Raw genomic sequence first — 13,505 nt, forward strand, 5'->3', positions numbered from 1 at the left:
CCGACCAGATGAATAATTCAGAAGTTTATGTTGGATTAGATATTGGAACCACCTCGATCAAGGCAATGGTCTGTGAAAATGTAAAGGGACAACTGAAGGTCATCAGTGTTGGCGTTGTACCTTCGGCTGGTCTGAATCGTGGCGTGATTGTTGATATCGATAAAACCGCTCGTGCAATTTTTCAAGCTGTTAAGAAGGCCGAGGCAAGGTCCAATATCGATATTAAGAATGTTGTCGTGGGGTTGCCGGCAAACTATCTCCAGATGCAGCGGGTCCACGGTTCAATCACGATTGCCTCACAGGGTCAGTCGCGCGAGATCACTGACCGTGACGTGATTGACGTTGCCAAGGAGACGTTGACTCAGAGCATCTCACCCGAGTTAGCGGTCCTTGATTTGATTCCAACCGAGTTCACGGTGGACGGGTTTAATGGTATTAAGGATCCCCGTGGGATGGTTGGTGTCCGTCTCGAAATGAAAGGGACCCTGTATACCGGACCTAAAACTATTATTCATAACACAAAGAAGGCCGTTCAGCAGGCCGGCTATGGCATCCGCGACTTCGTGATCGCGCCGATTGCCACCGGCTTTACCCTCCTCAACGATGGTGAGCAGTACTTTGGGACGGTGGTCATCGACCTTGGTGGTGGCCAGACGACGACCAGCATCATCCATGATCACCAGCTTAAGTATACCTTCGTCGATCCCGAGGGTGGCCAGTACGTCACGAGAGATATCTCGACGGTACTCAACACCTCCCTGCGCAATGCTGAGCGACTAAAGCTCGACCATGGTTATGCCATGGCTAATTTGACCAAGGCTGACGCCCAGGTCGATGTCCCAGTCGTGGGTGAAAATACCCCACAGCAGTTTTCGGAAGAGTACCTGGCTGAGATCATTGAGGCCCGGGTTCGCCAGATCCTCGAGCGGAGTGTTCAACGTTTGCATGCCATTCACGCTCCACGGCTGCCCGGCGGGGTGGTTCTGGTCGGTGGTGGTGCCTCACTACCGGGAATCGTCCAGCTGGCTCAGCAGTACTTCAAGGAGAGTGTCAAGGTCTACCAGCCTGAACAGATGGGGGTTCGTTATCCTCGCTACTCACTGGCCCTGGCACTGACCATGTACGAGAGTCAGCTGACGGACGTTGACCGTCTTATCAAGCAGACCCTGCAACAGACGGACCTGATCACCAGCCCACACGAAACGGCGGTCAAGCCACGTCCTGCCCAGGCCAACAAAGGGCAGTGGACCGCTACACCGACTCAGCCTAGCACGGCCAACCAGGCGGTGGAAAAGAAGCCGGCGCACGCTAAAAAGAATAAGAGCCACTCGATTGGCAACCGCTTTAAGAGTATGTTTAACAACTTATTCGATTAATATTCACGGAGGAACAGCTGTATGGACAACAACGAAACAAACACTATGGAAAACGAATTTGCCGGTGCACGGATTAAGGTAATTGGTGTTGGTGGCGGTGGCGGTAACGCCGTCAACCGGATGATCAGTGAAAAGGTACAGGGGGTTGACTTTATCGTGGCCAACACGGACCTGCAGGCCCTAAACGCTTCGCAGGCTCCAACCAAGATTCAATTGGGCCCTAAGCTGACCAAGGGCCTGGGTGCCGGTTCCAACCCTGAAGTTGGTGATAAGGCGGCCCAGGAGAGTGAAGAACAGATTCAAAAGGCGCTTGAGGGTGCTGACATGGTCTTCATCACTGCCGGAATGGGCGGTGGTACCGGGACCGGTGCCGCCCCGGTCATTGCCAAGATCGCTAAGGACAGCGGCGCCCTGACGGTGGGGGTTGTCACCCGGCCATTCTCCTTTGAGGGACCACGGCGCTCTAAGTTTGCTACCGATGGTCTTGAGGAACTCAAGTCCAACGTCGACACGCTGATCATTGTGGCTAACAACCGTCTGCTGGAGATGATCGACAAGAAGACGCCAATGATGGAAGCCTTCAAGGAAGCCGATAACGTCCTGCGGCAGGGTGTTCAAGGGATCTCTGACCTGATTGTGACGCCAGGTTACATCAACCTGGACTTTGCCGACATTAAGACCTTGATGTCCAACCAGGGGGCAGCCCTGATGGGGGTTGGTAACTCTACCGGCGAAAACCGGGCCACTGAGGCTACTAAGAAGGCCATCTCCTCACCACTCTTGGAAGTATCCATCAATGGTGCCCAGCACGTTCTGATGGACATCACGGGAGGCAAGGACCTGTCAATGTTTGAGGCCCAGGAAGCTTCCGACGTCATCCGTCAAGCAGCAGGGACCGACGTTGACATTGCCTTTGGGATGTCCCTCAACGAGAAGATGGGTGATGAGGTTCGGGTAACCGTGATTGCCACGGGAATCGACAAGAAGAAGTCATCTAATCCTAGCCAGCACCAGCAAACGATGGCGCAAAGTGCGGCCCCACAGAGTGTCGCTCCATCGCAACCAACGGAAGCGGCTAAGGAGCAGGACCCGTTTGACAACTGGAGTGACCCAACGGCGGGCAACACGGCAGCTCAACCGGGTTCAGCAGCGGATAGCAGCTTTGCGCACGTTGATAAGCCGGAATTCAATGTATTCAATGATGATACCGCTAGTTCGGATGATAGCGATGACGACAACCTGTCAACCCCACCTTTCTTCAAGAACCGGCGTAAATAAGGGATTAACGGGGGCATCTAATTGCACCCGTTTTAGTATATTCTGTGGATTAAAGGAGGAATTAGTATGGCACTTTTCAAGAGCCTGTTCGGTGACGATGACGCTGCCCAGGATGAATACTACGATGATGAGGCGCCAGCTCAACAGTCTGGGCGACGCAACAACGTCGTTTCTATCCGCCAGGCCAAGCAGGAGACCCGGCTCAGTCAGATTTCTCTGTACGAACCGCGCTTGTATGCTGATGTTCGCCAGATTGCGACGCAGCTGCTTGATGGCCGGGCGGTGATCGTTAACTTCACCCAGATGGATAACGACAACGCTAAGCGGGTAGTTGACTTCCTAAACGGGGCCACCTTTGCGATTGATGGTGGGATTAAACGGATTGGCAAGGAGATCTTCCTCTGTACACCGAAGAATTACGAGGTTTCCGGTAACCTGTCTGACAGCCTGAAGATGGATAACAGCAACCTGCCAAATTAAGGAGCGAAGCGATGTTAGGATACATATTCTGGTGCCTGAACTGGCTGATCAACGCCTATATCCTGGTGATCGTGGTCTGGTGTCTCTTGTCATGGTTCCCGATTTCTCGGGACACGCGGCTGGGTGAGATTATTAATCGGCTGGTTGAACCCTATATGCACTGGTTCGACTTCATCCCACCGTTGGGCGGTATCAGTTTCGCACCGGTTGTGGCCATTATTGTCTTGTACCTGGTGCAGGACGGACTGGCCTTCTTGGCACACCTGATCTAGTGGGTAGGGACCAGCATGGATAGTGAAAACATTAAACAGCATTTTCGCCCGGAAGAGGCCCCGTTGATCGACCAGGTCAACGATTGGGTAGCCACGGCAACCAGACAGTACCGGCCCGTCTTGACCGCCTTCTTGAACCCCCGTCAACGCTACATTGCCCAGACGATTGCCAACCGGGTCGATGAGATTAAATTGGCTAGTGATGGTGGTTGGTCAGGGGCCGAGATGCAGCGTCTGCTCTTCTACCCGACCTACTATCAGCCGACTGCTGCTGACTTTGACCTCCAGCTCCTGACCGTTGATTACCCGGTTAAGTTTGCCGAACTTCACCACTGGCAGATAATGGGGACTCTGATCGGGGAGGGGCTCAGTCGGGAATCGTTTGGTGATATCATCACCGATGGTCAGCGTTGGCAGGTGGTAGTGACTAAGGAGATGGCCCAATTCTTGCGTCAGGAAGTTCACCATGTTGGCCGGGTGAAGGTGAAGTGGTTGGTCACCGAACAAACTGGGGTCCTGACTCCAGTTGAGGATTGGGAGCAGGTAGCTACCACCATTTCGTCGCTGCGTCTTGACAATGTCGTGGCGGCCGGCTTTAATTATTCTCGTAACCGGGCCAAGCAGCTGATTGAGCACGGGCTGGTCCACCTAAACTGGGAAGTGATGGACCGACCGGATTACCCGATCGTCGCCCATGACCTCCTATCGGTACGGCACGCGGGTCGGATTAGGATTGACGCAATCGGTGGCAAGACCAGAAAGCAGAAGGATCGGATAAGCATGTCCGTTGTCCGGGCATAAATTAAGTTTGGAGGAAATAAAATGGGGTTAACAATTGATCAAATCAACAATCAGGATTTCTCGACTAAGATGCGGGGTTACAACCAGGAGGAGGTCCACAACTTCATCCAGGAGGTTTCCCAGACGGTTCAGGAACTGACTGAAAAGAACAATGCCTTGCAGGAAGCCATCAAGGCCGATGAGGAGAAGCTGAAGTACTTCACGGAACTTAAGGATTCCCTGAACAAGTCAATTCTGGTTGCCCAGGAAGCCGCTGATAAGGTCAAGACAAATGCTAAACGTGAGGCGGACATCATGATTCGTGAGGCCCAAAAGCAGGCTACTGATATCGTCTCCGAGGCGAATGAAAAATCCAACCAGGTCATTGAGACGAGTGCGGAAGATACGCGGAAGCTGACCACGGAGACCAACGACCTTAAGAAGCAGACCCGGATCTTCCGGCAGCGGCTTCAGGTGATGCTGGAGTCCCAGCTTGAGGTTGTCAAGAGCGATGAGTGGGATAAGCTCTTGGCTACCGACAACACTGACAAGTACGATGAAATCCAAAAGATCTTGGGAGCATCGCTTGACAAGCATTCCGACGACAGTGTAGAATCATCAACAACTAGTTCAGACACGCAGCCCGTAGCTGGTGACCAGCCAGCCGTTGAGCCGGCGGACAATGATAGTGCGGCATCTGATTCTGACGATCAGAGTGCTGATGCCGGGCAGACTGTCGTTGTCTTCCCGGATGATGACAGTTCTGCCGACAAGTAGGCCGTGTTTGAATCATAGGCGCTTTAATAAAACGTTGAGGAGAATTGCAATCGTAATGGTCAGGTTCAGCGAGCCAATGGGTGGTGCAAGATTGGCACCTGACCGCGAGTGCTGATCGTCTCTGAGTAATGGGGTGAAGCTAGTAGCCCCGTTCGGCTCATTACCGTTACCCAATGACTTGAGGAGGCCGCTGTTGGCCTTGAATCTGGGTGGTACCACGTTTAGCTTCGTCCCAAGCGGGATGGGGTTTTTTTATTAAGGTGACCAATTTGCATAACAGAAAGGGGTAATTGCGATGCGTGTGAAAGACACACTGAACATCGGCCGGACCAAGTTTCCAATGCGCGGGAAGCTGCCGGTTACCGAAGCCCAACGTGAACAACTTTGGGAAGAGAATAAAGTCTATCAATTACGGCAAAAGTTGAATGAGGGGAAGCCATCGTTCGTTCTCCACGATGGCCCCCCGTACGCCAACGGGAACATTCACATTGGCCATGCCATGAACAAGATCTCCAAGGACTTCATCGTCCGCTACAAGTCGATGACCGGCTACCGGGCTCCATATGTACCCGGCTGGGATACCCACGGTTTGCCGATTGAACACCAATTGACTAAGTCCGGTTACGACCGCAAGAAGATGTCCACCTCCGAGTTCCGGGACCTCTGTCGCAAGTACGCCCTGGAGCAGGTTGACAAGCAACGGACTGACTTCAAGCGGCTGGGCGTCAGCGGTGAATGGGACCACCCATACCTGACCCTGGACAAGGAATTCGAGGCGGCCCAGATCCGGGTTTTCGGTGAATTTGCCAAGAAGGGGCTGCTTTATCAGGCCAAGAAGCCCGTTTACTGGTCATGGTCATCCGAGTCTGCCCTGGCCGAGGCCGAGGTTGAATACCACGACGTTGTAGCCAAGACGGCCTTCTTCGTTGAACAGGTTAAGGACGGTAAGGGACGTTTAGACGACAACACCTACCTGGTTGTTTGGACGACAACCCCGTGGACGGTTCCCGCATCTGAGGCGGTCGCTGTCAACCCGAAGTTCGATTACTCCGTTGTGAAGCCCGCTGGTGACGACCGTAAGTACGTTGTTGGTACCGAACTGTTGGGCAACCTAGCCGAGAAGCTCGGCTGGGACGACTACGAGGTTGTTGACCACCTTGCCGGCGCTGACATGGAAGGGATGACAACTCAGCACCCATACCTCGACCGGGAACTGCTGGTGGGCAACGCCGACTACGTTACCGCCGACACCGGGACTGGCCTGGTACACACCGCCCCTGGTTATGGTGACGACGACTACAACTTCGGTAAGAAGTATGACCTGCCAATCTTTGCCCCGATTAATGACCAGGGTGTCCTGACCAAGGAGAACGGTGCTGACTTCGATGGCGTCTTCTACCAGAAGGCCGACGATATCTCCCTGCAGAAATTGGAAGACAACCACGCCCTCTTGCTGGAAGAACCGCTCAAGCACTCCTACCCATTCGACTGGCGGACTAAGAAGCCGATCATCTTCCGGGCCACCGACCAGTGGTTCGTCTCCATCGAGAAGATGCGGCAGGATATCCTCGACGCCTTAGAAGACGTTGAGTACCACCCGGCATGGGGGAAGGTCCGGTTGCGTAACATGATCAAGGACCGTGGCGACTGGGTTATCTCCCGGCAACGGGTCTGGGGTGTGCCGCTGCCAATCTTCTACGCCGAGGATGGCACGCCGATCATGGAAGAAGAAATGATCAACCATGTTGCTGACCTCTTTGCCAAGTACGGCTCCAACGTCTGGTTTGACCGTGACGCCAAGGACCTCCTGCCAGAGGGTTACACCAATGAGCATTCACCACACGGGAAGTTCACCAAGGAAACCGACATCATGGATGTTTGGTTCGATTCCGGTTCCTCCCACCAGGGGGTTCTGGCGGAGCGTGACTACCTGACCTACCCGGCTGACATGTACCTGGAAGGGTCTGACCAGTACCGTGGTTGGTTCAACTCTAGTCTGATCACCAGTGTGGTCTGCTCCGGCCACGCCCCGTACAAGAGCATCATCTCCCAAGGTTTCACCCTGGACAAGAAGGGTAAGAAGATGAGCAAGTCAATGGGGAACGTCATCGACCCGAACAAGGTGGTCAAGCAGATGGGGGCCGAGATCATCCGCCTCTGGGTAATGTCTGCCGACACCTCTGCCGACGTCCGGGTTTCCATGGGGACCTTCCAACAGATCTCTGAGGCCTACCGGAAGTTGCGGAATACCTTCCGTTTCCTGCTGGCCAACACCGCCGACTTCACGCCGGCCGAAAACACGGTTTCCTACGAGAAGCTGGAAGCCGTTGACCAGTACATGCTGGTTAAATTGAACCACTTCCTCAAGCAGATGCGGGACGACTTCGACCAGTACGACTTCCTGGACGCCTACAAGCTCTTGATCAACTTTGTCAACAACGACCTGTCCGCCTTCTACATGAACGTGGCCAAGGACGTCCTCTACATCGAACCGGCCGACTCCCATGTTCGCCGGTCGATGCAGACGGTCTTCTACCAGATCCTACTGACCCTGGTCAAGCTGCTGACGCCAATCCTGCCGCACACGACGGAAGAGGTCTGGGGCTACATGGACGAGCCAGAGGAATTCGTCCAACTGACCGAGATTCCGGACGTTCAGACCTTTGATAACGAAAGTGACCTCTTGGATAAGTGGCGCGACTTCATGGAGGTTCGTTCCCACGTCCTGAAGAGTCTGGAAGAGGCCCGGAACGCCAAGATGATCGGGAAGTCCCTGGAAGCTCAGGCCGACCTTTACTTAAACGATCAGCAGGCGGCGCTCCTGGATAGCCTGAATGCTGATGCCCAGCTCCTGCTTGGCGTCTCCGCTCTCCATGTTCACCCACTGGATGAGGCGCCTGATGCTGCCGACCAGTTCAACGACGGGGTTGCGGTCAAGGTTAGTCCGGCTCCTGGTGAGGCCTGTGCTCGTTGTCGGATAGTTAAGGAAGATGTCGGCAGCGACAGTGCATACCCAACCCTCTGTGCGCGGTGTGCCAAGATTGTTCGCGACAACTTCCCAGAGACGGTCGATGAAGGCTTAGAGAAGTAAAGAAACGCGTAAAATCCAGCCGCTGATTGCCGATTCATGACAATTATTTGTGAGCGGTGTAAAATACCAAGTGACTGTGTCGCTTGGTATTTTTAGTTTGATGAAATTAGTAGGTGAAGAAATGCTTGAAGGCAAAGTAAAGAGTTTTGATGAGCAGAAGGGGTGGGGCTTCATTACTGTTCCCCACGAGGGCGAGATCTTCGTCCACTACAGCGGGATTGAGGGTACCCACCGGCGTGTCCTGCATCCGGGCCAACGGGTGTCTTTGGTGATCGTTCAGGGGAAGAAGGGGCCCCAGGCCGCTCATGTCCGTATCCTAGCGAAGGAGGGATTCTAGTGGATTTTGAAGAAAAACCGATCGAAAGTAAGACGGTGTTTCACGGTCACCTGATCGACGTTGAGGTGCAGCAGGTCAAGACCCCCCAGGGCAACGTGGCCCAGCGAGAGATCGTCCACCATGCACCGGCCATTGCGATCCTGGCGCTGACGAGTGATGACAAGATGATCCTGGAGAAGCAATGGCGCGCCCCAATTGCTAAGACCACCTTGGAGATTCCGGCCGGTAAGCTCGATGACCGTGATGCCGATAATGCAGTTCACGCCGCCAAACGGGAGCTGAATGAGGAGACGCGCTATCGGGCCACTGACCTGGAGAAGGTCTCATCCTTTTATACTTCGGTGGGCTGTATGGACGAATACATGACCCTTTACCTGGCTCGGGGCCTGGAGCGAGTCGACCACGAGCTACCCCAGGACCAGGACGAGCAGTTGGCCCTGCAAACGGTCAGCCTAAACGAGGCCCTGGCGATGATTGACCGTGGTGAGATTGAAGACGCCAAGACGATCATGGCCATCTACTACTGGCGGGGAATGAAGAACCATGAATAACCAACCGACCACCCCCCATGATGGCCAACCAAGTGCAGAACCCTTTTTGTCCCGGCAGCAGTACCGGCAGCAACAGAAAGCCCAACGTCACCAGCGCCCGGAGCAACCCGTCGAAAATACGGCCGCTCCGGAGCCGGCGATGCGGCGTCGCGACTTTGAAAATGAGCGCGCCGATAGTGACCAAGAGGAAAAGGTGCGGCGGTTGAAACGGCGTCTGAACATCGCTATCGTGGCCCTTGTGGCCGCAATCATCGTCGTGTATTTGATCCTCTTTTACGTTGGATAAGTCATGTGGTTTATAGAATATGAGGAGAAGTGAAAATGAAATTTGGAATTATTTGTGCAATGCCAGAAGAAATCAAGGAGTTGACTGCCCGGCTCTCTGATAAGCAAGTTGAGACAATCGGCGGTAAGGACTACCTCCAGGGGAAGATCAGCAACCAGCAGGTCGTCTTAGTGGAGTCTGGGATCGGTAAGGTCGAGGCCGGAATCACTACGGAACACCTGATTACCGATTTCAACGTCGACGTGGTGATTAACTCTGGTTCCGCCGGTGGAATCGGTCGGGGCCTCCACATTGGGGATGTGGTCATCTCCAGTGAGACGGCCTACCATGACGTTGACGCCCGCGCCTTTGACTATGTTTACGGTCAGCTACCGGGCAAGCAGCCCCGCTTCAAGGCCTCCGAAAAGTGGGGACGAGCCCTGGAGACGGCCGGGGAGCAGACCGGGTTGAACATCAAGCGCGGCCTGATCGTTTCCGGTGACCAGTTCATCGCCAGCCAGGACGCCATCGACCAAATCCTCCACTACTTCCCTGAAGCCCTGTCCAGCGAGATGGAGGGGGCTGCGGTTGGTCAGGTAGCCACCGATCATGACGTGCCATACGTCGTGGTGCGGGCCATGTCCGATACCGGGAACGAGGATGCCGGCGTCAGCTTCGATGAGTTTATCATTGAGGCCGGTAAGCGGTCCGCCAACATGCTCCTGCAGCTGTTTGCCGACCTGAACAAGTAATTGAAAGGATGAATTGTAGTGAGTGAGGTTTACTTAGATAACGCGGCTACCACCCCGATGGCCCCGGAGGTAATCGCCACGATGACCAAGGAGATGGCAGATTCCTGGGGAAACGCCTCGACAGGCTATTCCTACGGGCGTCACTCCAAGCTGGTGATGGAGAACAGTCGTTACCTGATTGCCCAGAGCATCAATGCAGATGACAACGAGATCATCTTCACCAGTGGGGGGACCGAGAGTGATAACACCGCCATTATCCAGACCGCCCTGACCCGGCAGCAACTGGGTAAACACATCATCACCACGGCGATCGAGCATGAGGCGGTCCTAAAGCCCTTGCATTTCCTGGAACAGCGAGGCTTTGAGGTTACCTATCTGCCGGTGGACGAGAACGGTGAGATTTCCCTTGCCGACTTCAAAGCCGCCCTGCGTGATGACACCATCCTGGTTACCATCATGACCGGGAATAACGAGGTCGGTAGCCGGATGCCAATCCACGAGATCGGTGAAATCCTAAAGGACCATCAAGCCTGGTTCCACACCGATGCTGTCCAGGCATATGGCCTGCTGCCGATTGACGTCAAGCGTGACCACATCGACATGTTGTCGACGTCGGCCCACAAACTCAACGGCCCCAAGATGATTGGCTTTCTTTACCGTCGCGATGGGATCAGCTTCCCGAGCTTCATCAAGGGCGGTGACCAGGAAACCAAGCGCCGGGCCGGCACCGAGAACGTGCCCGCCATCGCGGCCTTTGCCAAGGCGGTCGAGCTCGATTCGCCGGAAGAGAAGCAGCGGCGCCAGGAGCGTTACTACCACTTTAAGCAGAAGATTGTTCAGGGACTGCGCGATAATCACATTGACTTTGCGGTCAACGGCAAGCTTGACCCGAGTGGCCTGAATCATGTTCTCAGTATCTGGTTCAAGGGGATCTCAACCTACGTCATGCAGACCGACCTCGACCTGGCCGGGATCGCCGTCTCTGGGGGTTCTGCCTGCACTGCCGGCAGCATCGAGCCATCCCACGTGTTGACGGCGATGTACGGGGCGGACAGCCCGCGGATCAGTCAGTCTATTCGGATCAGCTTCGGGGCGATGAACACCGATGAGGACATCGACAAGCTGATTGCCGCCATCGTCGAGATCGTGGCCAAGCTCAAGCGGGTCAAGGAAGAGGGGAAAGCCTGATGCAGTTTACCAAGTGTGTGCAAATTCAGGGTGATTCTGACACCTATTCCATCAGTACCGACATCAAGAAGTACGCCCTCTTAGACCTAGGCTTCGAACAGACGCGGCGGGGGAACTTCGAGTACAAGGGGAGCCTGGACACCGACAACCCCTTTAACCCGGTCGCCCGGCTGCGGATCCTGATTGATAGCGACCTGACCGGGTTCAAAATGGAGACCCTCTCCGGTAACGGGTTGCGCAAGGTCAACATCTTCACCCACCCGCGGTCGGCTGAGTTCGTTGAGCAGTACCACTACATCTTAAAAGAGATGCTCGACCGTCACGTTCTGGTAAAGAATTAAATCTGTGCAGGGTTGGGGATCATTTGGTACAATGGTGCATACTGGATGCATGCGACCTTCAATCGTAGATTATTCCAGAATCTATTCGAAATGATGGTGATGTAAAAAATGACTGATCACAGTCACACACGTGTTGTTGTTGGGATGAGCGGGGGTGTTGACTCCTCAGTGACCGCCTTGCTGCTCAAAAAGCAGGGCTATGACGTTGTCGGCGTCTTCATGAAGAACTGGGACGACACCGATGAGAACGGGGTTTGTACCGCCACCGAGGATTACAAGGACGTGGCCAAGGTAGCCGCCAAGATCGGTATTCCCTACTACTCGGTCAATTTTGAGAAGGAGTACTGGGACCGGGTCTTCAAGTACTTCATCGCCGAGTACAAGAAGGGGCGGACACCCAACCCGGACGTTATCTGCAATAAGGAAATTAAGTTCAAGGCCTTCATCGACTATGCTAACCAGCTGGGGGCTGATTACGTGGCCACGGGTCACTATGCGGACCTCAAGCGGGATGAAGGTGGCCGGATGCACCTGATGCGAGCTGCCGACCAGCACAAGGACCAGACCTACTTCCTGAGTCAGCTAGACTACCACCAGCTAGACAAGGTCATGTTCCCGCTGGCTCACTACACCAAGCCGCAGATCCGGCAGATCGCAGCGGATGCTGGCCTGGCCACGGCGGACAAGAAGGACTCCGTCGGGATCTGCTTCATTGGTGAGGACGGTCACTTCCGCGAGTTCCTCAGTCAGTACATCCCGGCTCAGCCCGGGAACATGGAGACCGTCGATGGCAAGGTCGTTGGTCAGCACATGGGGCTGATGTACTACACGATCGGTCAGCGGCGCGGTCTGGGTCTCGGTGGTAACAAGGAGAGTAATGAGCCTTGGTTCGTGATCGGTAAGGATATCGACAAGAACGTCCTTTACGTCGGTCAGGGCTACCACAACCCGCACCTCTACGCCACCCACCTGGAGGCCAGTGATATCCACTGGGTCGACGACATGGTCAGCCGCTACGGTCGTGACTTCCATTGCACGGCCAAGTTCCGTTACCGTCAAAAGGACGTCGGCGTGACCGCCCACACCAGCGAGGATGGCCAGCAGGTCACGGTCGAGTTTGATGATCCAGCCCGGGCCATCACACCGGGTCAGGCGGTGGTCTTCTACGATGGCGACGAGTGCCTTGGTAGTGCCATCATCGACCGGGCTTACAACCATGACCGGCAATTGCAATATGTTTAGGCAAATAAATGAAGTTAGTTTCGACTGGCTTCATTTATTTTTAAGTAAGAATGAACAAGTGGCTGATTTTTTGGTAGAATATTAATTAAAAAGGTCTGCGATAAGTAATGACAAAAGTTTATCTAATCCGTCATGGAAAAACTGAATGGAATCTGCAATCCCGCTATCAGGGTGCCCACGGTGATTCACCGCTCTTGGTCAGCAGCTATCACGAGATTGCTCAGCTCGCTAAGCCGCTGGAATCCGTGCCGATCGCGCATGTTTACGCCAGTCCTCTGAAGCGGGCCCGGGTGACCGCCCAGAAGCTGATTGATCACCTCAACCGGCCGATCCCACTGACGATCGACAGCCGTCTCCGGGAGTTCAACCTGGGGAAGATGGAAGGGATGCACTTCGCCGATGTTGAGGCCAAGTGGCCGGAAGCCCTCCATAACTTCCGCCACCATCCCGACAAGTACGATGCCGAACTGATCGAGAGTGAGAGCTTTCAGGAGGTTATCGACCGGGTGGGGTCGGCCATTAAGGAGTTCTGCCGTCTCAATTCCGACAAGAACATTGTGGTCGTCTCTCACGGGGCAGCCCTAAACGCCACCATCAACGCGTTGGTGGGGACCCCGATGGCTCATCTGAAGGACCGGGGTGGGTTGAGCAATACCTCGACCACCATCCTACAGACGACGGATGCGGAGCACTTCCAGCTTGAGCAATGGAACGACACCTCATACCTGCATAAGACCAAGGTTGACCCGACGGACACAATTTAAAGGGGCGAAGA

General features: G+C 54.6%; 15 protein-coding genes. All 15 read left to right on the forward strand.

Translation table 11 applies throughout. The features are described 5' to 3' along the window. The first annotated feature begins 8 nt into the window (after window positions 1-8). Window positions 9-1,376, forward strand: coding sequence for a cell division protein FtsA (gene ftsA, locus FD34_RS07050; protein ID WP_057808104.1), 1,368 nt, complete (start codon window positions 9-11; stop codon window positions 1,374-1,376). 21 nt (window positions 1,377-1,397) lie between these two features. Further along, window positions 1,398-2,654 carry a cell division protein FtsZ gene (gene ftsZ, locus FD34_RS07055; RefSeq protein ID WP_057808106.1) on the forward strand — a complete coding sequence of 419 codons (1,257 nt, stop codon included), beginning with the start codon at window positions 1,398-1,400 and terminating at the stop codon, window positions 2,652-2,654. Window positions 2,655-2,714: 60 nt separating this feature from the next. Further along, window positions 2,715-3,134 carry a cell division protein SepF gene (locus FD34_RS07060; RefSeq protein ID WP_407068179.1) on the forward strand — a complete coding sequence of 140 codons (420 nt, stop codon included), beginning with the start codon at window positions 2,715-2,717 and terminating at the stop codon, window positions 3,132-3,134. 11 nt (window positions 3,135-3,145) lie between these two features. Next, window positions 3,146-3,406, forward strand: a complete 261-nt coding sequence (locus FD34_RS07065) for a YggT family protein (protein ID WP_057808110.1) — start codon at window positions 3,146-3,148, stop codon at window positions 3,404-3,406. Between the two features lie 15 nt (window positions 3,407-3,421). Then, entirely contained in the window at window positions 3,422-4,207 is a 786-nt protein-coding gene (locus FD34_RS07070) for a YlmH family RNA-binding protein (protein ID WP_057808111.1), read from the forward strand. A 21-nt stretch (window positions 4,208-4,228) separates the two neighbouring features. Further along, complete coding sequence (locus FD34_RS07075) at window positions 4,229-4,963, forward strand: DivIVA domain-containing protein (RefSeq protein WP_057808113.1); 735 nt, start codon at window positions 4,229-4,231, stop codon at window positions 4,961-4,963. Window positions 4,964-5,258: 295 nt separating this feature from the next. Beyond that, window positions 5,259-8,054: an isoleucine--tRNA ligase gene (ileS, locus tag FD34_RS07080; RefSeq protein ID WP_057808115.1), complete on the forward strand. Its 2,796-nt coding sequence runs from the start codon at window positions 5,259-5,261 to the stop codon at window positions 8,052-8,054. Between the two features lie 121 nt (window positions 8,055-8,175). Next, entirely contained in the window at window positions 8,176-8,391 is a 216-nt protein-coding gene (locus FD34_RS07085) for a cold-shock protein (protein WP_057808117.1), read from the forward strand. After that, on the forward strand, window positions 8,391-8,942 hold the full coding sequence (locus FD34_RS07090) for an NUDIX hydrolase (RefSeq protein WP_057808119.1): 552 nt from the start codon (window positions 8,391-8,393) through the stop codon (window positions 8,940-8,942). Before FD34_RS07085 ends, FD34_RS07090 begins: the two co-directional genes overlap by 1 nt. Then, window positions 8,935-9,228, forward strand: coding sequence for a hypothetical protein (locus tag FD34_RS07095; protein ID WP_057808121.1), 294 nt, complete (start codon window positions 8,935-8,937; stop codon window positions 9,226-9,228). Before FD34_RS07090 ends, FD34_RS07095 begins: the two co-directional genes overlap by 8 nt. Before the next feature lie 35 nt (window positions 9,229-9,263). After that, window positions 9,264-9,959, forward strand: coding sequence for a 5'-methylthioadenosine/adenosylhomocysteine nucleosidase (locus FD34_RS07100; RefSeq protein WP_057808123.1), 696 nt, complete (start codon window positions 9,264-9,266; stop codon window positions 9,957-9,959). An 18-nt stretch (window positions 9,960-9,977) separates the two neighbouring features. Next, window positions 9,978-11,147: a cysteine desulfurase family protein gene (locus tag FD34_RS07105; protein WP_057808125.1), complete on the forward strand. Its 1,170-nt coding sequence runs from the start codon at window positions 9,978-9,980 to the stop codon at window positions 11,145-11,147. Further along, window positions 11,147-11,488 carry a DUF1831 domain-containing protein gene (locus FD34_RS07110; protein WP_057808127.1) on the forward strand — a complete coding sequence of 114 codons (342 nt, stop codon included), beginning with the start codon at window positions 11,147-11,149 and terminating at the stop codon, window positions 11,486-11,488. The genes FD34_RS07105 and FD34_RS07110 overlap by 1 nt, the downstream gene beginning before the upstream one ends. Window positions 11,489-11,596: 108 nt before the next feature. Further along, window positions 11,597-12,730, forward strand: coding sequence for a tRNA 2-thiouridine(34) synthase MnmA (gene mnmA, locus FD34_RS07115; RefSeq protein ID WP_057808129.1), 1,134 nt, complete (start codon window positions 11,597-11,599; stop codon window positions 12,728-12,730). 107 nt (window positions 12,731-12,837) lie between these two features. Beyond that, a complete protein-coding gene (locus FD34_RS07120) occupies window positions 12,838-13,494 on the forward strand; it encodes a histidine phosphatase family protein (RefSeq protein ID WP_057808132.1) in 657 nt (218 codons plus the stop codon). Window positions 13,495-13,505 lie beyond the last annotated feature (11 nt).

Origin of the sequence: Limosilactobacillus pontis DSM 8475 (assembly GCF_001435345.1) — a bacterium.
GTDB lineage: Bacteria > Bacillota > Bacilli > Lactobacillales > Lactobacillaceae > Limosilactobacillus > Limosilactobacillus pontis.

Bases quoted from the DNA above. Each gene is read 5' to 3' on its own strand.
- ftsA (WP_057808104.1), top strand. From the start codon at position 9: ATGAATAATTCAGAAGTTTATGTTGGATTAGATATTGGAACCACCTCG.
- ftsZ (WP_057808106.1), top strand. From the start codon at position 1,398: ATGGACAACAACGAAACAAACACTATGGAAAACGAATTTGCCGGTGCA.
- FD34_RS07065 (WP_057808110.1), top strand. From the start codon at position 3,146: ATGTTAGGATACATATTCTGGTGCCTGAACTGGCTGATCAACGCCTAT.
- FD34_RS07070 (WP_057808111.1), top strand. From the start codon at position 3,422: ATGGATAGTGAAAACATTAAACAGCATTTTCGCCCGGAAGAGGCCCCG.
- FD34_RS07075 (WP_057808113.1), top strand. From the start codon at position 4,229: ATGGGGTTAACAATTGATCAAATCAACAATCAGGATTTCTCGACTAAG.
- ileS (WP_057808115.1), top strand. From the start codon at position 5,259: ATGCGTGTGAAAGACACACTGAACATCGGCCGGACCAAGTTTCCAATG.
- FD34_RS07085 (WP_057808117.1), top strand. From the start codon at position 8,176: ATGCTTGAAGGCAAAGTAAAGAGTTTTGATGAGCAGAAGGGGTGGGGC.
- FD34_RS07095 (WP_057808121.1), top strand. From the start codon at position 8,935: ATGAATAACCAACCGACCACCCCCCATGATGGCCAACCAAGTGCAGAA.
- FD34_RS07100 (WP_057808123.1), top strand. From the start codon at position 9,264: ATGAAATTTGGAATTATTTGTGCAATGCCAGAAGAAATCAAGGAGTTG.
- FD34_RS07110 (WP_057808127.1), top strand. From the start codon at position 11,147: ATGCAGTTTACCAAGTGTGTGCAAATTCAGGGTGATTCTGACACCTAT.
- mnmA (WP_057808129.1), top strand. From the start codon at position 11,597: ATGACTGATCACAGTCACACACGTGTTGTTGTTGGGATGAGCGGGGGT.
- FD34_RS07120 (WP_057808132.1), top strand. From the start codon at position 12,838: ATGACAAAAGTTTATCTAATCCGTCATGGAAAAACTGAATGGAATCTG.